This window comes from Streptomyces xinghaiensis S187 (assembly GCF_000220705.2).
GTDB classification, from domain to species: domain Bacteria; phylum Actinomycetota; class Actinomycetes; order Streptomycetales; family Streptomycetaceae; genus Streptomyces; species Streptomyces xinghaiensis.
Genome location: NZ_CP023202.1, coordinates 1,781,632 through 1,801,436 on the forward strand (window position 1 = coordinate 1,781,632; position 19,805 = coordinate 1,801,436).

At 73.7% G+C, this 19,805-nt stretch carries 17 protein-coding genes; 7 read left to right on the top strand and 10 right to left on the bottom strand.

Annotated features, from left to right (window positions below; all coding sequences use genetic code 11):
• The first annotated feature begins 56 nt into the window (after positions 1-56).
• Positions 57-1,226 carry a trypsin-like serine peptidase gene (locus tag SXIN_RS07515; protein ID WP_019709721.1) on the top strand — a complete coding sequence of 390 codons (1,170 nt, stop codon included), beginning with the start codon at positions 57-59 and terminating at the stop codon, positions 1,224-1,226.
• Between the two features lie 111 nt (positions 1,227-1,337).
• Here SXIN_RS07515 and hflX read toward each other — a convergent pair whose 3' ends face one another.
• The 7 genes from hflX to miaB form a co-directional block, all read right to left on the bottom strand.
• Entirely contained in the window at positions 1,338-2,843 is a 1,506-nt protein-coding gene (gene hflX / locus SXIN_RS07520) for a GTPase HflX (protein ID WP_019709722.1), read from the bottom strand.
• Positions 2,844-2,956: 113 nt separating this feature from the next.
• On the bottom strand, positions 2,957-5,032 hold the full coding sequence (locus SXIN_RS07525) for a RelA/SpoT family protein (RefSeq protein WP_095756769.1): 2,076 nt from the start codon (positions 5,030-5,032) through the stop codon (positions 2,957-2,959).
• A 150-nt stretch (positions 5,033-5,182) separates the two neighbouring features.
• Positions 5,183-6,073 (bottom strand): diaminopimelate epimerase, encoded by an 891-nt coding sequence (gene dapF / locus SXIN_RS07530; RefSeq protein WP_019709724.1) that lies wholly within the window; start codon positions 6,071-6,073, stop codon positions 5,183-5,185.
• Positions 6,074-6,162: 89 nt separating this feature from the next.
• The gene (locus SXIN_RS07535; RefSeq protein ID WP_019709725.1) at positions 6,163-6,633 is read right to left on the bottom strand and encodes a hypothetical protein; all 471 of its coding nucleotides are present in this window, start codon (positions 6,631-6,633) and stop codon (positions 6,163-6,165) included.
• A 106-nt stretch (positions 6,634-6,739) separates the two neighbouring features.
• The gene (gene miaA / locus SXIN_RS07540; RefSeq protein WP_039821998.1) at positions 6,740-7,678 is read right to left on the bottom strand and encodes a tRNA (adenosine(37)-N6)-dimethylallyltransferase MiaA; all 939 of its coding nucleotides are present in this window, start codon (positions 7,676-7,678) and stop codon (positions 6,740-6,742) included.
• 93 nt (positions 7,679-7,771) lie between these two features.
• Complete coding sequence (locus tag SXIN_RS07545; protein ID WP_043460819.1) at positions 7,772-8,488, bottom strand: class III extradiol dioxygenase subunit B-like domain-containing protein; 717 nt, start codon at positions 8,486-8,488, stop codon at positions 7,772-7,774.
• 40 nt (positions 8,489-8,528) lie between these two features.
• Positions 8,529-10,016: a tRNA (N6-isopentenyl adenosine(37)-C2)-methylthiotransferase MiaB gene (gene miaB, locus SXIN_RS07550; RefSeq protein ID WP_095757962.1), complete on the bottom strand. Its 1,488-nt coding sequence runs from the start codon at positions 10,014-10,016 to the stop codon at positions 8,529-8,531.
• Between the two features lie 116 nt (positions 10,017-10,132).
• On the opposite strand from miaB, the gene SXIN_RS07555 reads away from it, so the two are divergent.
• Entirely contained in the window at positions 10,133-11,131 is a 999-nt protein-coding gene (locus SXIN_RS07555; RefSeq protein ID WP_095756770.1) for a TAXI family TRAP transporter solute-binding subunit, read from the top strand.
• Between the two features lie 48 nt (positions 11,132-11,179).
• On the opposite strand, the gene SXIN_RS07560 is transcribed toward SXIN_RS07555, so the two are convergent.
• Both SXIN_RS07560 and SXIN_RS07565 read right to left on the bottom strand, forming a co-directional pair.
• The gene (locus SXIN_RS07560; RefSeq protein WP_039822005.1) at positions 11,180-12,643 is read right to left on the bottom strand and encodes a sensor histidine kinase; all 1,464 of its coding nucleotides are present in this window, start codon (positions 12,641-12,643) and stop codon (positions 11,180-11,182) included.
• Between the two features lie 22 nt (positions 12,644-12,665).
• A complete protein-coding gene (locus tag SXIN_RS07565; RefSeq protein ID WP_019709731.1) occupies positions 12,666-13,373 on the bottom strand; it encodes a response regulator transcription factor in 708 nt (235 codons plus the stop codon).
• A 280-nt stretch (positions 13,374-13,653) separates the two neighbouring features.
• On the opposite strand from SXIN_RS07565, the gene SXIN_RS07570 reads away from it, so the two are divergent.
• The 5 genes from SXIN_RS07570 to SXIN_RS07590 all read left to right on the top strand — a co-directional run bounded on the left by SXIN_RS07570 (position 13,654) and on the right by SXIN_RS07590 (position 18,942).
• Positions 13,654-14,430 (top strand): amino acid ABC transporter ATP-binding protein, encoded by a 777-nt coding sequence (locus SXIN_RS07570; protein WP_019709732.1) that lies wholly within the window; start codon positions 13,654-13,656, stop codon positions 14,428-14,430.
• A 71-nt stretch (positions 14,431-14,501) separates the two neighbouring features.
• Positions 14,502-15,329, top strand: coding sequence for a glutamate ABC transporter substrate-binding protein (locus tag SXIN_RS07575; RefSeq protein WP_019709733.1), 828 nt, complete (start codon positions 14,502-14,504; stop codon positions 15,327-15,329).
• 73 nt (positions 15,330-15,402) lie between these two features.
• On the top strand, positions 15,403-16,077 hold the full coding sequence (locus SXIN_RS07580) for an amino acid ABC transporter permease (RefSeq protein WP_019709734.1): 675 nt from the start codon (positions 15,403-15,405) through the stop codon (positions 16,075-16,077).
• Positions 16,074-17,036, top strand: coding sequence for an amino acid ABC transporter permease (locus SXIN_RS07585; protein ID WP_019709735.1), 963 nt, complete (start codon positions 16,074-16,076; stop codon positions 17,034-17,036). The genes SXIN_RS07580 and SXIN_RS07585 overlap by 4 nt, the downstream gene beginning before the upstream one ends.
• 163 nt (positions 17,037-17,199) lie before the next feature.
• The gene (locus SXIN_RS07590) at positions 17,200-18,942 is read left to right on the top strand and encodes an FAD-dependent monooxygenase (RefSeq protein ID WP_095756771.1); all 1,743 of its coding nucleotides are present in this window, start codon (positions 17,200-17,202) and stop codon (positions 18,940-18,942) included.
• Positions 18,943-19,157: 215 nt separating this feature from the next.
• Here SXIN_RS07590 and recX read toward each other — a convergent pair whose 3' ends face one another.
• Positions 19,158-19,802: a recombination regulator RecX gene (recX, locus tag SXIN_RS07595; RefSeq protein ID WP_019709737.1), complete on the bottom strand. Its 645-nt coding sequence runs from the start codon at positions 19,800-19,802 to the stop codon at positions 19,158-19,160.
• Positions 19,803-19,805: the final 3 nt, after the last annotated feature.

Consider the following 19,805-nt stretch of genomic DNA (forward strand, 5'->3'; position numbering starts at 1 on the left):
CCTTGTCGGCGTCCATGATCCTTCCATCTTCCGGATTTCAACGGGGAGTTCCACCCATGGCATCGATACGCAGGCCGGCGCTCGCCGCGGCCGCGCTGGCCGCCGTGCTCGCGGTCACCGCGACAGCGTGCGGACCCACGGACGACAACGCGGGCGACCCGGCCGCCGCCACCGCCGGGCAGGGCGGCGGCGAGAACGACCTCGCCCTTCCCGACGACCTGAACTCCCGGCTCAAGGAGCTCGGTCTCGACCTCGACAAGTGGCGGAACGGCGACTGGAAGAACTGGAAGAAGGACGACTGGCTGCGCGAGGCCAACGAGTTCATCAACCCGGTCATCGACGACCTGTGGAAGCCGGACCGGATGAAGGACGCCGACGTCCCGGAGAAGACCGTTCCCACCGACGTGGCCGAGGAGCAGGGCGTCACCGATCCGACACCCGATCCCGTGCAGGCCCAGCGGGTGGACACCCCGTACCACCGGAACGCGGCCCCGGTCGGCAAGGTGTTCTTCGACGGCCCCGAGGGCTCGATGGTCTGCTCGGGCACCGTGGTGAAGGACCCGGCGAACCCCGGCAGGTCGAACATGGTGTGGACGGCCGGGCACTGCGTGCACGCCGGGCAGAAGGGCGGCTGGTACCGCAACATCGTCTTCGTGCCCTCGTACAACGACAACGAGGTGCCGGCGGAGCAGATCGCCAACACCCCCCGCGAGCAGGTCGCCCCGTACGGCATCTGGTGGTCGGACTGGGCCTCGACCTCCCAGGAGTGGATCTCCCGGGGCGCCCAGGAGGGCGGCGCCGGCGCCCCGTACGACTACGCGGTGCTGCATGTGAAGCCCGAGGAGGGCAGCGGCAAGTCGCTGGAGGAGACCGTCGGCGCGGCGCTGCCGGTCGCGTTCGAAACCCCGTCGGTGCAGGACATCCGCTCGATGGGCGCCTGGGGCTACCCGGCCGCTCCGCCGTTCGACGGCGTACGGATGTTCTCCTGCGTGGACGCGCCGGGCCGCCTCTCGCTCTTCCAGGACCAGCCCACCATGTACCGCATCGGCTGCACCATGACGGGCGGCTCCTCGGGCGGCGGCTGGTTCGCCTCGGTGAACAACGAGACGGCGCTGGTGTCGAACACCTCCATCGGCCCGGTGACGGGCGGCTGGCTCGCCGGTCCGCAGCTCGGTGCGGGGGCCAAGGCGGTCTTCGACTCGGTCAGCCGGAAGTTCGCCTCGTAGCGGGCGGCGCAGGAACGAACGGTGTGCGGCGGAAGGCCCGCCCCCGGCTGGGGGCGGGCCTTCCGCCGTACCGCTGTCCGTCCGTCCGCCGGGCGGCCGGATTCCGGGGATTCAGCGCTGTCCGGCGAGGGCGTACGGGGCCAGCTCGGCGGCCAGCTCCTCGTGGACCCGCGCCTTGAGCAGCGTGCCCTCCCCGGTGTGCTCCTCGGAGATGACCTCGCCGTCGGCGTGCGCCCGGGAGATCAGACCGCCCTGCGTGTACGGCACCAGGGCCTCGATGCCGACCCGGGGCCGGGGCAGCTTCTCGTCGAGCAGCGTGCGCAGTTCGTCGATGCCCCGTCCGGTGCGGGCCGACACGGCGATCGCGCCCTTCTCCGTGCGCAGCAGCCGCTGGAGGACGAGCGGGTCGGCCGCGTCCGCCTTGTTGACGACCACGATCTCGGGCACGTCCTGCGCGCCCACCTCGCGGATCACCTCCCGGACGGCAGCGAGCTGCTCCTCCGGGACCGGGTGCGCGCCGTCCACCACGTGCAGGATGAGATCGGCGTCGCCGACCTCCTCCATGGTGGAGCGGAACGCCTCGACCAGGTGGTGCGGCAGATGCCGGACGAATCCGACGGTGTCGGCCAGGGTGTAGGCCCGTCCGCTGGGCGTCTCGGCCCGGCGCACGGTCGGGTCGAGCGTGGCGAACAGGGCGTTCTCCACCAGGACTCCCGCCCCGGTGAGGCGGTTGAGGAGTGAGGACTTGCCGGCGTTGGTGTACCCGGCGATGGCGACCGAGGGCACCTTGTTGCGCTTGCGCTCCTGCCGCTTGACGTCGCGGCCGGTCTTCATCTCCGCGATCTCCCGGCGCATCTTCGCCATCTTCTCGCGGATCCGCCGCCGGTCCGTCTCGATCTTGGTCTCACCGGGACCACGGGTGGCCATGCCGCCGCCGGAGGAACCGGAGCCGCCACCACCCATCTGCCGGGAGAGCGACTGGCCCCAGCCGCGCAGCCTGGGCAGCATGTACTGCATCTGCGCCAGGGAGACCTGCGCCTTGCCCTCACGGGACTTGGCGTGCTGGGCGAAGATGTCCAGGATCAGCGCGGTCCGGTCGACCACCTTGACCTTGACGACGTCCTCGAGATGGATGAGCTGGCCGGGCGTGAGCTCACCGTCGCAGACGACGGTGTCCGCCCCGGTCTCCAGCACGATGTCACGGAGCTCCACGGCCTTGCCGGAGCCGATGTACGTGGCCGGGTCGGGCTTGTCACGGCGCTGGATCACACCGTCCAGCACCAGCGCGCCCGCCGTCTCGGCGAGGGCCGCCAGCTCGGCCAGGCTGTTCTCGGCGTCCTGCGCCGTACCGGACGTCCAGACGCCGACCAGCACGACGCGCTCCAGGCGCAGCTGCCGGTACTCGACCTCGGTGACGTCCTCCAGCTCGGTGGACAGGCCCGCGATCCGGCGCAGGGCCGCGCGGTCGCTGCGGTCGTACTGCTCGCCGTCACGCAGCTCGTCGAACTCGTCACCCCAGGCGACGTCCTCTTCCATCAGGGCGTCGGCGCGGAGGCCGGCCGAGGAGGTACGCGCGAGGCGCTCGGTGTCCTGGGAAGGAGAGGAAGAGGGGGTCATTGGATCCTTACGTCGAGGGGATTCCTGCCGGGAACAACGCCCGGGGCGCCCGGAGGATTCCCGGGCCCGCGGCCGTGCCGGTGCCACGATCGTCCCACGGGCCGGGCGGCCCGTCACCCCGGTTTACGGGCCGGTGCCGGGCTCTCCCGGCCCGCGCCCCGGCCGCCCGCGGGCTCCTGCGCCGGCCGGGCGGGGCCCTCGGCGGGGACGGCGGGGACCCCGGGGACGGCGCCGCGGGACCGCGCTCCCGCGGCGCGGGGCGCCCCCTCGGCCGGCCCGCCGAGCCGGCTGACGTCGTAGACCCCGGGCACCTTCCGCATCGCCCGCACCAGCGCGGGCAGCGCGGCCGGACCGGCGATCCGCAGGGTGTAGGTGTGCCGGACCCGCTGCTCGTGCGGGGGTTCGACACGGGCCGAGACGACGGCGGCGCCCTGCTGGGCGATGGCCTCGGTGAGCTCGGCGAGGAGCCGGGGCCGGCCGAACGCCTCGGCGAGCAGGGTGACCCGGCAGCCGCCCGCCGGCCCGCCGCCCCGCGGCCCGTGCGGCGGGCCGGCCGCCTCGGGGGCCGCGGGCCCGGCGGGACGCCTCCCGGCCGTCTCCCGGACGGCGGCCGCCGGGTGCGCCGCCAGCCAGCCGCTGATGGCGATGCGCGCGGCGGGGGTCCGGGCGCACTCCAGCCACTCGGGGGACGGGCCCGCGGCTCCGTCCTGCGACGCCATGAGGAGCTGGAGGGTGTCGCCGTCGCGCAGCACGCTGGCCAGGGACACGAGCCGGCCGTTCACCCGGGCGCCGATGCAGGAGTGGGCGCCGCCGCCGTGCAGCGCGTAGGCGGCGTCCACGCAGCTGGCGCCGGCGGGGAGGACCACCGTGGCCCCGTCCGCTTCGCAGACCGTGATCTCGCGGTCCTCGGCGAGCTCCCCGCGGAGCTCGGCCCAGAAGGTGTCGGGGTCCGGGGTGTCCCGCTGCCATGCGAGCAGCCGGGAGAGCCAGCCCGGCCGGGTCGGGTCGGCGCGCTCGCCGTCCGGGGCCTCCGCGCCCTCCTGGCCGCCGTCCGCGGTGTACGGATTGCCCAGCGCCACCACGCCCGCCTCGGCCACCCGGTGCATCCGGTGGGTGCGCACCAGGACCTCGGTGACCTCGCCGTCCTGCCGGGCGGCGACGGCGGTGTGCAGCGACTGGTAGAGGTTGAACTTGGGCGCCGCGATGAAGTCCTTGAACTCGGAGACCACCGGGGTGAAGCAGGTGTGCAGTTCGCCGAGGACGGCGTAGCAGTCGGCGTCCTCGGCGACCAGGACGAGCAGCCGGCCGAAGTCCGCCCCGGTCAGCTCGCCGCGCCCCAGCCGCACCCGGTGGACGGAGACCAGGTGCCGCGGGCGGACCTGGACCTCGGCGGCGATGCCCGCCTCCCGCAGCACCGCGCGCACCCGCTCGGCGGTGGCCTCCAGCGGGCCGGGGCGGGCCGTGCGCTCCCGGACCAGGCGGCGGGTGCGCTCGTACGCCTCGGGGTGCAGGACCGCGAAGACCAGGTCCTCCAGCTCGGTCTTGAGGGCGTGCACGCCGAGGCGCTCGGCGAGCGGGATGAGGACGTCCCGGGTGACCCGGGCGATCCGGGCCTGCTTCTCGGGGCGCATGACGCCGAGGGTGCGCATGTTGTGCAGGCGATCGGCGAGTTTCACCGACATCACCCGGACGTCGTTGCCGGTGGCGACCAGCATTTTGCGGAAGGTCTCGGGTTCGGCGGCGGCGCCGTAGTCGACCTTCTCCAGCTTGGTGACGCCGTCGACGAGGTAGCGCACCTCCTCGCCGAACTCCTCGCCCACCTGCTCCAGGGTGACGTCGGTGTCCTCGACGGTGTCGTGCAGCAGGGAGGCGGTCAGCGTGGTGGTCTCGGCGCCGAGTTCGGCGAGGATCAGGGTGACGGCGAGCGGGTGCGTGATGTACGGCTCGCCGCTCTTGCGGGTCTGCCCGCGGTGCGAGGACTCGGCCAGGAGGTACGCCCGGCGCAGCGGGTCGAGGTCGGCGCCGGGGTGGTGAGCGCGGTGGACCTTGGCCACGTGCTCGATGGCGTCCGGCAGCGGGTGCCGGGGGGCCGGGCCGCGGAGCGCCGCGTGCCCGAGCCTGCGCAGGTCGATGCGCGGGCGCCCGCGTCTGCGGACGGGAGGGACGGGTCTCATGGGCTCCGCGCACATGGGCACCTCCGGCGACTCGGGCGGCCGGGGCGGTCCCGCGTGCCCCGGAGGCCGGCGGGCGCCCGGGCCGGCGACTGATGCCACGACCCCATCACGGAGTGCGGGGCAGCTGTCGCTCTCCGTGGCTCACGCCACCCGATCGAGCGAAGATCAGGGGAGAACGGCCGCGAGCCAGCGGGCGTCGAGCGTGCCCTCGGCCACGATCTCGGCGGGGCCGGTCATCTCGACGGCGCCGTCGGGGTGTTCGGTGATCACCAGCCGTCCGCCGGGGACGTCCACGGTGTACGTCGCGGGACGTCCGGTGACCGCCGGGTCGGCGCCGTCCCGGCGGGCCGCCGCGACCATCACGGCGCAGGCGCCGGTGCCGCAGGACCGGGTCTCGCCGGACCCGCGCTCGTGGACGCGCATCGCCACATGGCGCGGCCCCCGGTCGGCGGCGAACTCCACGTTCGCGCCCTCGGGATAGGCGTCGGCGGGCGTCACCCGCGGCGGGTCGAGCAGCGGCCCGGCGTGGGCCAGGTCCTCGACGAACGCCACGGCGTGCGGATTGCCCATGTTGACGTTGAGGGCGGGCCGGCGGCGCCCGTCCACCGTCACCGACACCTCGCCGGCGGGCAGCAGCGCGCGGCCCATGCCGACCGTGATGTCGCCCGGGGTGCCGTCGTCCGCGGTCTTGGCGATGTGCACCCGGCGCACGCCGGCGCGGGTGGCCAGCGCGAGATCGCCCTCGGCCACGAGCCCGGCGCGCTGCAGATAGCGGGCGAACACCCGGACGCCGTTGCCGCACATCTCCGCGACGCTGCCGTCGCCGTTGCGGTAGTCCATGAACCACGCGGCCTCACCGGCCATACCGGCGGCCTCGGGGTGTGCGGCGGAGCGCACGACGTGCAGCAGTCCGTCGCCCCCGATGCCGGCCCGCCGGTCGCACAGCCGGGCGACGGCCGCCGGGGGGAGGTCGAGACGGTTCTCCGGGTCGGGCAGGATCACGAAGTCGTTCTCGGTGCCGTGGCCCTTGAGAAAGGCGAGGGGTGCGGTGCTCACGTCTCCGATCCTACGGGCCCCGGGGGCCGCCCGCGCCGGTGGTCCTCCTCCGCGGCCCCGCGGCCCCGGAGGGTTGGGCGGGGAGCCGGTCAGCGGAGCCGGGCCACCCGCCACAGGCAGAGCAGGGCCACCGTGACGACGAAGAGGGCGTAGAGGCCGGCGATCCGCCAGTCCGGCCGGCCGCCGGAACCGGGGGCCGGGAGACCGGGCCAGGTGAGCCCCGCCCGGCGGGCCGCCATCACACCCCAGCCCGCGGCGCAGCAGCTGATGAGCAGACCGAGCATGGCGACGACCGCGCCGCCGTCCCCGAAGGCGAAGGCCAGCGGGAAGGCGAACATCAGGGAGCCGACGGCCGCCAGCACCACGATCGGCGCGAGCTGCCAGATGCGCAGCCGCCGCTGCGGGCGGATCTCCCGGAAGGACTCGCCGCCCTCCGGAACGGCCGCGTCGTCCTCCGGCCCGTCGGGGGCCAGCGACGCCGGAAGGCCGTCGAGCCCTGGGCCGTCGAGCCCTGGGGGCCCGTCGACGGAATGCGATCTGTCACGAGGGCCGGCCTCCATCGCCACGCGCCCTCCCAACTCGACGTCACCATGCGATCAGAGCTCGATGATGGCACGCCGGCCGGGCCGCCGAGGACGCGCGGAGCGTCCCGATGCCATCACGTGATCAGGCTGTGACCGCTCGTTCGACCAACGTCAACGCCTGCCCCAGGAGTTCCCCGCGGTGGTCCGCCGCCCCGCTCAGCCAGTGCACCCGGGGGTCCCGGCGGAACCAGGAGTCCTGGCGGCGTGCGAAACGCTTGGTGGCGCGCACCGTGTCGTCCCGCGCCTGCTCCTCGGTGCACTCCCCCGCCAGCTGGGCGAGCACCTGCTGGTAGCCGAGCGCCCGGGAGGCGGTGCGGCCCTCGCGCAGGCCGGCGGCCTCCAGCTCCCGTACCTCCGCGACGAGACCGTCCTCCCACATGCGGACGACGCGGGCGGCGATCCGGGCGTCGAGCTCGGGCCGTCCGACGTCCACGCCGATCTGGACGGTGTCGTAGACCGGTTCGGGCCCGGGGAGGCTGGCCGTGAAGGGGCGGCCGGTGATCTCGATGACCTCCAGGGCGCGGACGATGCGCCGTCCGTTGCCCGGCAGGATCGCCCGGGCGGCCCCGGGGTCGGCGGCGGCGAGCCGGGCGTGCAGGGCACCGGGGCCCGACTCCGCCAACTCGCCCTCCAGACGGGCCCGTACGGCGGGATCGGTCCCCGGGAACTCCAGGGCGTCGAGCGCGCCGCGCACATACAGGCCGGAACCGCCCACCAGGACGGGGGTGCGGCCCGCGGCGAGAAGCCGGTCGATCTCGGCGCGGGCCAGCCGCTGGTACTCGGCGACGCTCGCGGCCTCGGTCACGTCCCAGACGTCGAGGAGGTGGTGGGGGACGCCACGGCGCTCGGCGGGGGTGAGCTTGGCGGTGCCGATGTCCATGCCCCGGTACAGCTGCATCGAGTCGGCGTTCACGACCTCACCGCCGAGCCGGAGGGCGAGACCGACGCCCAGATCCGATTTCCCGGCCGCGGTGGGGCCGACGACAGCGATCACTCGGGGGGCGTCTTCTGTGCTCTTCACCGTTCCAGTCTCCCAAAGGCCGCCGGGCGCGTCCGGCGCCCGGCGGGCCGGGCGGTGGGCTCCGGGGGGCGGCCGGCGGCGGGAGGGGGAGCGCTACGACCAGGTGGCGACGTGGTAGCCGACCCCGTACGGAGCGTCGTCGTACAGCAGTTCCCCGTCCAGGTCGGCGCCCTCCGCCGCCCCGGCGAGCACCTGCCAGGGTGCCCGGCCCGCCGCCTTGAGCTCGTGGGCGAGCTCCTCGTCCACCGCCATCAGCGCCTCCGTGTCCACCTCCGCGAGCGCCCGGGCGACCCCGGCGTCGAATCCGGCGGCGCGCTCGTCGAGATAGCCGGGGGCCCGTACGGACCGGCAGGCGCTGCCGTCGCCCATCACCAGCAGCGCGACGCGCTCGGCGCCGGTGGCGATCTCCCGGCCGACCTGGGCGCACCGGTCGGCGGACAGGGGCTCGCCGACACCGAGCCCCTCCACCGGGGCGGCGGCCCAGCGGGTGCGTTCCAGGAGCCAGCCGGCGACCGCCAGCGAGAGCGGGAGGACGCGCTCGGGGGCGGGCGGGCCGTCCGCCGGGCCGAGCCGCACCGCGCGGTCGACACCGACCTCGCGGAAGGAGCCCGGGGCGCCCTGCGGATGGGGCCCGCGGCCCGCCTGCTCGGCGGGGCCGATCACCACCAGGCGGTCCGGGCGGGCGGCCGCCGGCACGGCGACGGCGTCGTAGCAGGCGGCCCGCAGTGCGTCGAGTTCGGCGGCGGCACCGGCCGCGACCTCGGGAACGAGCAGCGGCGGACACGGGCACACGGCGGCGGCGACGAGCATGGCCGGAACCCTAGCAAGCGGACGGGCGCCCGCCCGGCCGTCAGTCGCGCGCGCAGCCGGCGGCCGGGGCGGGCTCGGGCGGCGGGGCGCCGACCGTGGGGAGGCCGAGCATCACCCCGGACGGGGCCGCGGGCGCGGCGTTCCGCCGCTCCCAGGCGTCGCCCGCGCGGGTGCGCCGGACCGCCTTCGGCGGCCCCTCGGCCAGCAGGTGGTGCGGGGCCGCGTAGCTGACCTCGACGGTGACCATGTCACCGGGGCGGACCGGTTCCTCCGGGCGTGTGAAGTGCACCAGACGGTTGTCCGGGGCGCGTCCGGAGAGGCGCCGGGTGGCCCCGTCCTTGCGGCCCTCGCCCTCCGCGACCAGCACCTCCAGCACGCGGCCGGTCTGCTTCTTGTTCTCCTCCCAGCTGATCTCCTCCTGGAGGGCGACCAGCCGTTCGTAGCGCTCCTGGACCACGGCCTTGGGGATCTGGTCCGGCATGTCGGCGGCCGGGGTGCCGGGGCGCTTGGAGTACTGGAAGGTGAACGCCTGCGCGAAGCGGGACTCGCGGACCACGTGCAGGGTCTGCTCGAAGTCCTCCTCCGTCTCGCCGGGGAAGCCGACGATGATGTCCGTCGAGACGGCGGCGTCGGGCATGGCCTCCCGGACCTTCCCGATGATGCCGAGGAAGCGCTCCTGGCGGTACGAGCGGCGCATGGCCCTGAGCACCCGGTCGGAGCCGGACTGCAGCGGCATGTGGAGCTGCGGCATGACGTTGGGCGTCTCGGCCATGGCGGCGATGACGTCGTCGGTGAAGTCGCGGGGGTGCGGCGAGGTGAAGCGGACCCGCTCCAGCCCCTCGACGGACCCGCAGGCGCGCAGCAGTTTGGAGAAGGCCTCGCGGTCGCCGATGTCGGAGCCGTAGGCGTTGACGTTCTGGCCGAGCAGGGTGATCTCGGTGACGCCCTCGGCCACCAGCGCCTCCACCTCGGCGAGGATGTCGCCGGGCCGGCGGTCCTTCTCCTTGCCGCGAAGCGCGGGGACGATGCAGAAGGTGCAGGTGTTGTTGCAGCCGACGGAGATGGACACCCAGGCCGCGTAGGCGGACTCGCGGCGGGTGGGCAGGGTGGAGGGGAACGCCTCCAGCGACTCCGCGATCTCGACCTGCGCCTCCTCCGCCACGCGGGCACGCTCCAGCAGCACCGGCAGACGGCCGATGTTGTGGGTGCCGAAGACCACGTCGACCCAGGGGGCCTTCCTGACGATGGTGTCCCGGTCCTTCTGGGCGAGACAGCCGCCGACGGCGATCTGCATGCCCGGCCGTTTCGCCTTCAGCGGGGCCAGCCGGCCGAGGTTCCCGTAGAGCCGGTTGTCGGCGTTCTCCCGCACCGCGCAGGTGTTGAAGACGACGATGTCGGCCTCGCCCTCGGCACGGCCCTCGGGCGCGCGGACGTATCCGGCGTCCTCCAGGAGTCCGGAGAGCCGCTCGGAGTCGTGGACATTCATCTGGCACCCGTAGGTGCGCACCTCGTAGGTCTTCGCGCTCATCTCGTCCACCAGGGTACGGGGTCGGCCTACCGCCCCGCCCCCGGCTTCCGGGAGCCCGCGGGCCCGTTCCGGGACGGCCCTGGCCGCCGGCGGGGCGGCCTGGCAGGATTGCCCGCATGGCTCCCGCGCTGTCCCGTATCGGCAGGCGCCGCGCCGCCCGGATCGCGCTCGCGGGCTGCGCGGCGCTGGCGCTGCTGGCGTGGTGGCTGCTGCCGCTGCGCGACGGGCCGCCGCCGCGGGGCACGATGACGTTCAGCACCGGTGTCCCCACGGGCGTCTACTCGCTCTACGGGAAGCTGCTGAAGGAGCGGATGGCGGAGGACCTCCCGGAGGTGGACGTCCGGCTGCGCGCGAGCGAGGGCTCCGTGCAGAACCTCCAGCGGCTGGTGTCCGGCCAGGCCGACTTCACCATCGCCGCGGCCGACGCCGTGGCCGCGTACGAGGACGTGAACCCGGGGGACGCCGCGTCGCTGCGGGCCTGCGCGCGGCTCTACGACGACTACATGCAGCTCGTGGTGGACAGGGATTCGGACATCGGCAGCGCGCGGGAGCTGCGCGGCAAGCGGGTGGCGATCGGCCAGCCCGGCTCCGGCGTCAGCCTGATCACCCACCGTCTGCTGCGGGCGGCGGGGCTCGACGCCGACGAGGACATCACCGCGGTGCGGGTCGGGATCGACAAGATGCCCGCCATGCTCCGCGAGGGGAGGATCGACGCCTTCTTCTGGTCCGGGGGCCTGCCGACGACGGCCGTGGCGGATCTCGCGGACGACTTCCCCGTCCGGCTGGTGCAGCTCGGCGATCTCGTGAACGAACTGCACCGGCAGGGGCGGGACACCTGGCAGTACCGGTCCGCGCTGATGCCGGCCGACGCCTACCCCCGGGTGCAGCGCGGACAGCCGGTGAAGACCATCGCGGTGGCGAATCTGCTGGTCACCACCGACCGTACGGACCCGGGCCTCACCGAGGCCATCACGCGCACCGTCATCGACAGCCGGGACGAGATCGGGCGGGACGTGCACGCGGCGCAGCTGGTGGACCTCCGCACGGCGGTCTTCACCGACCCGCTGGACCTCCACGAGGGCGCGAGCCGCTACTACCGCTCGGTGAAGTCCTGAGGGCGGCACCGCCGCGCACCCCCGGACGCACCCGTGCGCCGCGCCCTTCTACGCCCGGCGCTCCGACGGCTGCGGGCGCTCCGGGGGCGCGGTCCGCGGCAGGGTGATCGTCACCAGCAGACCCCGCGGCTCGTTGGGCGCGAAGCCGATGGTGGCGCCTCCGGCGGCGAGCAGCGCCCGGGAGATCGACAGGCCCAGCCCCGATCCGGAGACGTTCTGGTGCCGGTTGCTGCGCCAGAAGCGGTCGCCGATCCGGTCCAGTTCCTCTTCCGTGAGTCCGGGGCCGCCGTCGGCGACGGTGATGCGGACGGTGTCCCCGACGGCCTCCACGCCGACCGTGACGTCCCCGCCGCCGGGGGTGAACTTCAGGGCGTTGTCCACCACGGCGTCCAGTGCGCTGGAGAGCGCCACCGGGTCGGCCCAGCCGGTGGCTCCGGCGGGACCCTCGTAGCGCAGGCCGACCTCCTCGCGGTCGGCCACCGGGCGCCAGGAGCCCACGCGTTCCGCCACCAGGTCCGCGACGTCCGTGAGCTGCAGATCCGGGTCGGCGTGCTCGGCGAGGGCGAGCCCGAGCAGGTCGTCGAGGACCCGGGCCAGCCGCTTGCCCTCCGCGCGGACCGACGCGATCTCCTCGTTGCCGTCCGGGAGTTCGAGCGCCAGCAGCTCGATCCGCAGGAGCAGCGCGGCCAGCGGGTTGCGCAGCTGGTGCGAGGCGTCGGCGACGAAGGCGCGCTGCTGTTCGAGCACGTCCTCCATGGTGTCGGCCATCTCGTTGAACGACCGTGCGAGCCGGCGCAGTTCCGGCGGGCCGCCCGAGACGGCCACCCGGGAGTGCATCCGGCCGGTGGCGATGTCGTGGGTGACGGCGTCGAGTACGCGGACGGGTCTCAGCACCCAGCCGGTGAGCCGGATGGCGGCGCCGATCGCGAGGAGCATCGCCGCGGACTCCCCGGCGCCGATGAGCAGCCAGCCGCGGAGGATGCGGGAGCGCATCTGCCCGGTCGGCGAATCGGTGACGACGACGGCGATCACGTCGCCCTCGTGGACCACCGGGGAGGCGATGGTGAGCCGGTCCCGCTGCCAGGGCCAGACCTGGGGCGGATTGTGGCTGCGGCGCCCCGCGAGGGCCTCCCTGAACGCCTGGCCGCCCTCGCCGTCCGCGGCGACCCGCCAGCCCGCCGGGGCCACCGCCATCGCCTCGCGGTTCCGGAAGAAGACCCCGGCCCGGATCCCGTACAGCTCGTGGTACCGCTCGAGCCGGGAGGCCAGCGCGGCCCGCCGGCCGCCCGCGTCGGCCTGCGCACCCTCTTCCCCGGCCTCCCCCGGGTCCTCCGCCTCCGGGCGGGCCGCCACGAACTGGGCGAGCGCGGCGAAGCGGGCCGTGTCGTCGATCCGGTCCACCACCACCCGCTGCTGCTCGGCGGCGGCCTGGCTCGCCGCCAGCGGGAAGCCGAGCGCCAGCAGCACGCCCGCCATGAGGACGATGAGGAGCGGAAGGAGTCGTGTACGCACCCGGGCCCGGCCCTGTGAGCCCTCAGGCCGCCGGCTCGACGAGCCGGTAGCCGACGCCGCGCACCGTCTCGATCAGAGCGGGCATCCGCAGCTTGGAGCGGAGCGAGGCGATGTGCACCTCCAGCGTGCGGCCGGTGCCCTCCCAGCTGGTGCGCCAGACCTCGCTGATGATCTGCTCCCGGCGGAAGACGACGCCGGGGCGCTGCGCCAGCAGGGCCAGCAGGTCGAACTCCTTGCGGGTCAGGGAGACGGTCACGCCGTCCACCGTGACCCGCCGGGTCGGCAGCTCGATGAGTACCGGCCCGAGCCGCAGCGCGTCCGCCGCCGGGCCGGCCGCGGGGTCCGCCTCCGCCTTCTCGCCCGGGACGGTGCGCCGGAACACCGCGTGGATGCGGGCCAGCAGTTCCCCGGTGTCGTACGGCTTGACGACGTAGTCGTCGGCGCCGAGGTTCAGCCCGTGTATCCGGGAGCGCACATCGGCGCGCGCCGTCACCATGATCACGGGGGTGGTGGTGAGCTTGCGGATCCTGCCGCAGACCTCGAAGCCGTCCTGGTCGGGCAGGCCGAGGTCGAGCAGGACCACCCCGAAGGGGGCGCCGGCGTCGGGGAGCAGCGCCTGGAGCGCCTCCGCACCGCTGCGGGCGTGCGTCACGGTGAACCCGTGCCGGGCGAGCACCGCGGACAGGGCGGCCGCGACGTGGTCGTCGTCCTCGACGAGGAGCAGTCTCATGGGTCCCCCTTCCGGTCCGGGTGCTCGGCGGCGTGCGCGGCCCTCGCGCATACAGACCGATTCGTACCCGATGACCGGGAGGGGGCGGGTTCTCTCGCGGACATCGTTACGGAGCCGGTAGCGGGCCCCGGACATGGTGCGGCGGGAGTCGCCGGGTGACTACTCTCTGCTGTCGTGCGTAGCCGTTTCGTTATGCTCAATTTCCCCTCAGATGTAATGACGCTGGTCGGCCCGGCTCACTAGGGTCCTCTGCAGCCGAGGAGGATGGAGCAAGAAGCCGATGACCGAAGTACCGGTGACCAAGGACGCCGTTTCCACTACGGACAAACTGGTCGTGCTGGACAACGTCAACAAGCATTTCGGCGCGCTGCACGTGCTCCAGGACATCGACCTGACCATCGCGCGCGGCGAGGTGGTCGTCGTGATCGGGCCCTCGGGGTCCGGCAAGTCGACGCTGTGCCGCACGATCAACCGGCTGGAGACCATCGACTCCGGCTCGATCACGATCGACGGCAAGCCCCTGCCCGCCGAAGGGCGGGAGCTGGCCCGGCTGCGGGCCGACGTCGGCATGGTGTTCCAGTCCTTCAATCTCTTCTCGCACAAGACCGTGCTGGAGAACGTCATGCTGGGCCAGATCAAGGTCCGGAAGGCGGACAAGAAGGCCGCCCTGGACAAGGCCCGCGCGCTGCTCGACCGGGTGGGCGTGGCCAATCAGGCGGACAAGTACCCCGCCCAGCTGTCCGGCGGCCAGCAGCAGCGCGTCGCCATCGCGCGGGCCCTGGCGATGGACCCGAAGGTGATGCTCTTCGACGAGCCGACCTCCGCGCTCGACCCGGAAATGATCAACGAGGTGTTGGAGGTCATGCAGCAGCTCGCCCGGGACGGCATGACCATGGTCGTCGTCACCCACGAGATGGGGTTCGCCCGCTCCGCCGCCAACCGCGTCGTCTTCATGGCGGACGGCCGCATCGTCGAAGAGGCGCAGCCGGACCAGTTCTTCAGCAATCCGCGCAGCGACCGCGCCAAGGACTTCCTGTCGAAGATCCTCCACCACTGAGCCGGCCCGTCACCCCCTGGGCCCGGCCCGGCAGAACATCCCGTTACCGATCACCGTGAGGAAGTTCGCTCATGAAACTCCGCAAGGCCAGCGCCGCTGCCGCCGCCGCAATCGTCCTCTCCCTGACCGCCACCGCCTGTGGTGGCGGCAGTGACAGCGGGGACGGCGACGAGAAGGTCACCGTCGGTATCAAGTTCGACCAGCCGGGCCTCGGCCTGAAGACCCCGGACGGCGAGTTCACCGGGTTCGACGTCGATGTCGCGACGTACGTCGCCAAGGAGCTCGGCTACGACGAGAAGGACATCGAGTGGAAGGAAGCTCCCAGCGCCGAGCGGGAGAACCTGATCTCGCGCGGGGACGTCGACTTCATCGTCGCCAGCTACTCGATCACCGATGAGCGGAAGGAGAAGGTCAGCTTCGCCGGCCCCTACTTCCTCGCCCACCAGGACCTGCTGATCCGCGCCGACGAGACGTCGATCACGAAGGCCGAGGACCTCAACTCCAAGAAGCTCTGCTCGGTCACCGGCTCGACCTCGGCGCAGAACGTCAAGAACGAGCTGGCGCCCAAGGCCGACCTCGACGAGCAGGGCGGCTACTCCCAGTGCCTGACCGGCCTGGAGAACAAGGTCGTCGACGCCCTGACCACGGACGACGCCATCCTCGCCGGCTACGCCGCGCAGGACGAGCACAAGGGCAAGTTCAAGCTCGCCGGGCTGAGCCTCAGCGACGAGAACTACGGCATCGGCCTCAAGAAGGGCGACACCGAGCTCCAGAAGAAGATCAACGACGCCCTGGAGAAGATGGTCGAGGACGGCTCCTGGGACAAGGCGGTCAAGGACAACTTCGGCCCGGCCGGCTACAAGAACGAGCCCGCCCCGGAGATCACCGAGACCAGCTGAGGACACGCCGGCGCGCCGTCCGCGGGGACGGCGCGCCGCTCCATCCGACCACCAGGGGAGAGCGCGGATCCACGTGTTCGACTTTCTTGATCTAGAGCGGTACGACCTGCTCGGGGCGTTCTGGGTGACGGTGCAGCTCGCCGTCTACTCGGCCGTGGGTTCCCTCATCTGGGGAACCGTCCTCGCCGGGATGCGCGTGAGCCCCGTTCCGCTGATGCGCGGCTTCGGCACCGCGTACGTCAACATCATGCGGAACACTCCGCTCACCGTGGTGCTCGTCGCCGCCTCGCTCGGGCTCTACCAGACCCTGAGCGTCACCCTCGGCGGCGAGGACTCCGACCAGATCGGCTTCCGGCTGGCCGTGCTCGGTCTGGTCGCCTACACCGCCACCTTCGTCTGCGAGGCGCTGCGCTCGGGCATCAACACGGTGCCCGTCGGCCAGGCCGAGGCGGCGCGGGCGCTCGGCCTCAGCTTCACGCAGGTGCTGACGCTCATCGTCCTGCCCCAGGCCTTCCGGTCGGTGGTGGCCCCGCTGGCGAACGTCCTGATCGCCCTCACCAAGAACACCACGGTGGCGGCCACGATCGGCGTCTCCGAAGCGGCGCTGCTGATGAAGGAGATGATCGAGAACGAGAGCGACGTCATCTTCCTCGTCTTCTCCGTGTTCGCCTTCGGGTTCGTTGTCCTGACCCTTCCGACGGGCCTGCTGCTCGGCTGGGTGAGCAAGCGTGTGGCGGTGAAGCGATGAGTGACCTCTCCGTTCTGTACGACGTGCCGGGGCCCCGTGCCAGGCGGCGCAACTGGCTCTACACCGTGCTGTTCCTCGTCGTCCTGGGGCTGGTGTCCTGGTGGGTGCTGGACACCATGGCGGACAAGAACCAGCTCGCCGGCGAGAAGTGGCTCCCGTTCGTCGAGGACTCCCGGGTCTGGACGACCTTCCTGCTGCCCGGTCTGCTGAACACGCTGAAGGCGGCGGCCCTGGCCATCGTCATCGCCCTGCCGTTCGGCGCCCTGCTCGGCATCGGACGGCTGTCCGACCACCGGTGGATCAGCGTGCCGGTCGGCGCGGTGGTCGAGTTCTTCCGCGCCATCCCGGTGCTGCTGCTGATGCTGTTCGCCAACGAGGCGTACGCCCAGCTCACCGATGTGGAGTCGGAGATCCGCCCGCTCTACGCGGTGGTGACCGGACTGGTCCTCTACAACGCCTCCGTCATCGCCGAGGTCGTCCGCGCCGGCATCCTCTCCCTGCCGCACGGGCAGACGGACGCGGCCAAGGCCATCGGCATGCGCAAGGGGCAGACCATGTCCTACGTGCTGCTGCCGCAGGCCGTGACCGCGATGCTGCCGGCCCTGGTCAGCCAGCTGGTCGTGATCGTGAAGGACACGGCGCTGGGCGGGGCGCTGCTCGGCTTCGCCGAACTGCTGAGCCGCGTCCGGAGCATCACCGCCAACTACGGCGCGAACACCATCGCCGCCTTCACCGTGGTCGCGCTCCTCTTCATCCTGCTGAACTTCCTGCTCACCACTTTCGCGAGCTGGCTGGAGGGCCGGGCCCGGCGCTCCCGCAGGGGCAGCGGCGCCGTGGTGACCGAGGACATCGGCAGTGACGTCGCCGTGGTCTCGGCGCCCGGGGACGGCCCGGCGGGCGGACCCGGTGGCGGGCCCGGGGACGGCCCCGGCGACGGCGGTGTGGGCAAGACGCACTGAGCCGCCCAGGCGGGACGGAAGCGACGAGAGGGACAGCGGTGGTCAGCCGCTGTCCCTCTCGCTTGACGTGGGCAATCCCAGTGGGTTGCATTCCTTCTGTGATCACGCACCGGGCTCCCTGTACCACCTCTTTCCCGACCCATCAGGTCGAAGGAGCCGCCCCGTGGACCCGGTGATCGTCGTCGGCGCGGGCCCCGTCGGTCTCGCGCTCGCCCTGGCGCTCACCCGGCACGACGTCCCCGTCCTCGTCCTGGACGAGGGCTCCGGCGCGTACGAGCCGCGGCCCGCCCGGACCACCGTGCTGAGCCCGGACAGCGCCGCCTTCGCCGGCCGCCTCCTCGGCCCCTCGTTCCCGGCCGCCGGCGTCCGCTGGACGGCCTGGCGGACGATACGGCGGCGGCAGACGCCGCGCCGCGAGGAGACCGGGGACGAGGCCCCGCTCCATCTGCCGCAGCACGAACTCGTCCACGGGCTGCGGGCCGCCCTCGCGGCGAGCGGCCTGGCCCGGATCGAGACCGGCTGCCGTCTCCACGCCCTGGAACAGGACGCGGACGGCGTCACCGCGTACACCCGGGAGCCGGCGGCCCCACGGCCCGGCGCGGGCACCTCGTGGCGCGGCAGCCATCTGGTGGGCTGCGACGGGGCGCGGTCCACCGTGCGCAAGCTGCTGGATGTGCGCTTCCCCGGCCGGACCGCCGTCGAACGGCACGCGGTGGCCGCGCTCCGCACCGAACTCCCCTGGCCCGGCGAGGCCGTGCTGTACCGGGGCCCGCGCGGCGGTGAGGCGCTCGCCCGCCCGCTGCCGGACGGGGTCTGGCGGATCGACTGGCTGCTGCCGCCCCGGGGGGACCTGGTGACGCCGGAGGCTCTCGTCGCCCGGATCCGCGACACCCTCGCCACCTGGTGCGGCGAGATCCCCCCGTACGAGCTGCTGGACACCGGTGTGCACACCGTCCACCACCGGCTGGCGCGCCGCTGGCGCTCGGGCCGGGCCTTCCTGGCCGGGGACGCGGCGCATCTGCTCGGCACCCTCGGCGCACATGAACTCGACGAGGGGCTGCGCGACGCGTCGAACCTCTCCTGGAAGCTGGCGCTGACCCGGCATCACGGCGCCCCCGAGGCGCTGCTCGACAGCTACCAGGCGGAGCGGCGCCTGGCCGTCGGTGCCCGGCTGCGCGCGGCGGACCAGGCCCTTCCGCTGGTCCGGGCCGCGGGCGCCTGGCCCACCGTGCGCCGGTCACTGCTGCCGGGGGCCGGGCGCGGGCAGGAGAGCCTGCTGACGGACGGCCATCTGGGGCGGGGCCCGCTGGGGGCGCCCCCCGGATATGCGCACTCCCCCCTCACCCCGCCGGCCGGGGAGGCATCGGCCGCCGTCGGCACCCTGCCGGGCGAGCCGGTGGAGGATGTGCCGGTGACCGCGCCGGACGGCACCGCCGCACGGCTGCGGGAGCGGCTGGGCGGTGATCTGCTGGTGGTGCTGGTGGCTCCGGGGACCGGGGTATGGGACCGCAGGCACTGGCTGGGCGCGGGGCTCATGCCCCGGCTGGCCGCGGCGGTGGCGGCGCTGCCGGTGCCGGCCGAGCTGCTGGTGACGGAGGACTATCCGGGAGCGGCGGCGCACACCGTGCTGATGGTCCGGCCGGACGGCCATCTGGTCGCCGCGATGCCGGGCGTCGACCCGGCGGAGCTCTACGCCTGCGCGGACACCGTGCGCGGCGGCGGAGACGGAGCGGCCCGGGCGGGCGACGGTGCGGCGCCGGGAGAGCCCGGGACGGGGGAGGACGGCGGAGCGGCAGCGGCCCGGGGCGGCACCGGGGGAGGCGGATCGGCCGGGTCCGGTGCCCCAGAGGCGGTGGCGCCGACGGCCGCGGACGGCGCTTCCCCGGCGCGCGGCACACCGCGCTGAGGCCCGGCTCCGCGAGGCCCCGGCTCCGCTGAGGCCGCCGGGCCGACTGATCGATCCTGGGGCACGGGGCACGGGGCACGGGACACGGGGCACCGGGCGCTCCGGTGCGGATCTCCGCCCGTCGGGCCATCCGCGCGATCATGGACCCTGGTTCACGGGACAAGGGTCTATGGGCAGCGGGTCCGGGCGGCGGACGGCGGGCCGTTGTGCCGCGGTCAGCTCTCGGAGAGGTACCACTCCAGGGCCTCCGGATCCTCGCCCTCCTCCTCCAGCGCACGCCGGACCACGCGCAGGGCGAGCCCTTCGGGGTACCCCTTGCGGGCCAGCATCCCGGCGAGGCGCCGGATCCGCTTCTCCCGGTCCAGCCCCCGGGTCGACCGCAGTCTGCGCTCCACCAGCGCCCGGGCCGTCTCCACCTCCTGTTCGGAGTCGAGCCGGCCCACGGCCTCGTCGACGACCGCCGGTTCCACTCCGCGGGTGCGCAGCTCCCGGGCGAGGGCGCGGCGGGCCAGGCCCCGGCCGTGGTGGCGGGACTCGACCCAGGCACCGGCGAAGGAGGCGTCGTCGATCAGCCCGACCTCCTCGAAGCGGGAGAGCACCTCCTCCGCCACCGCATCGGGGATGTCCCGTTTGCGCAACGCGTCGGCGAGCTGCTTGCGGGTGCGCGGCGTCCCGGTGAGCAGGCGCAGGCAGATGGCCCGTGCCCGCTCACCGGGGTCGTCGGTCCGGGACGCGGCCGTACCCGCGCCCGGACGCGGTGTCCCCTGTCCGGCCCTCGACGGAGAGGGGACACCGCCGTCCCAGTCGTCCTCGCCGCTGTCCTTCCGCCGCTCCTGCGGCCCACCGGTTCGCCGCGTCATGGA

Excerpts from the sequence above, each read along its gene's own strand:
- miaB (WP_095757962.1), bottom strand. The coding sequence starts at position 10,016 with ATGAGCGCGAAGACCTACGAGGTGCGCACCTACGGGTGCCAGATGAAT.
- SXIN_RS07555 (WP_095756770.1), top strand. The coding sequence starts at position 10,133 with ATGGCTCCCGCGCTGTCCCGTATCGGCAGGCGCCGCGCCGCCCGGATC.
- SXIN_RS07570 (WP_019709732.1), top strand. The coding sequence starts at position 13,654 with ATGACCGAAGTACCGGTGACCAAGGACGCCGTTTCCACTACGGACAAA.
- SXIN_RS07515 (WP_019709721.1), top strand. The coding sequence starts at position 57 with ATGGCATCGATACGCAGGCCGGCGCTCGCCGCGGCCGCGCTGGCCGCC.
- SXIN_RS07575 (WP_019709733.1), top strand. The coding sequence starts at position 14,502 with ATGAAACTCCGCAAGGCCAGCGCCGCTGCCGCCGCCGCAATCGTCCTC.
- SXIN_RS07565 (WP_019709731.1), bottom strand. The coding sequence starts at position 13,373 with ATGAGACTGCTCCTCGTCGAGGACGACGACCACGTCGCGGCCGCCCTG.
- SXIN_RS07545 (WP_043460819.1), bottom strand. The coding sequence starts at position 8,488 with ATGCTCGTCGCCGCCGCCGTGTGCCCGTGTCCGCCGCTGCTCGTTCCC.
- recX (WP_019709737.1), bottom strand. The coding sequence starts at position 19,802 with ATGACGCGGCGAACCGGTGGGCCGCAGGAGCGGCGGAAGGACAGCGGC.
- SXIN_RS07585 (WP_019709735.1), top strand. The coding sequence starts at position 16,074 with ATGAGTGACCTCTCCGTTCTGTACGACGTGCCGGGGCCCCGTGCCAGG.
- hflX (WP_019709722.1), bottom strand. The coding sequence starts at position 2,843 with ATGACCCCCTCTTCCTCTCCTTCCCAGGACACCGAGCGCCTCGCGCGT.
- SXIN_RS07535 (WP_019709725.1), bottom strand. The coding sequence starts at position 6,633 with ATGGAGGCCGGCCCTCGTGACAGATCGCATTCCGTCGACGGGCCCCCA.
- SXIN_RS07525 (WP_095756769.1), bottom strand. The coding sequence starts at position 5,032 with ATGTGCGCGGAGCCCATGAGACCCGTCCCTCCCGTCCGCAGACGCGGG.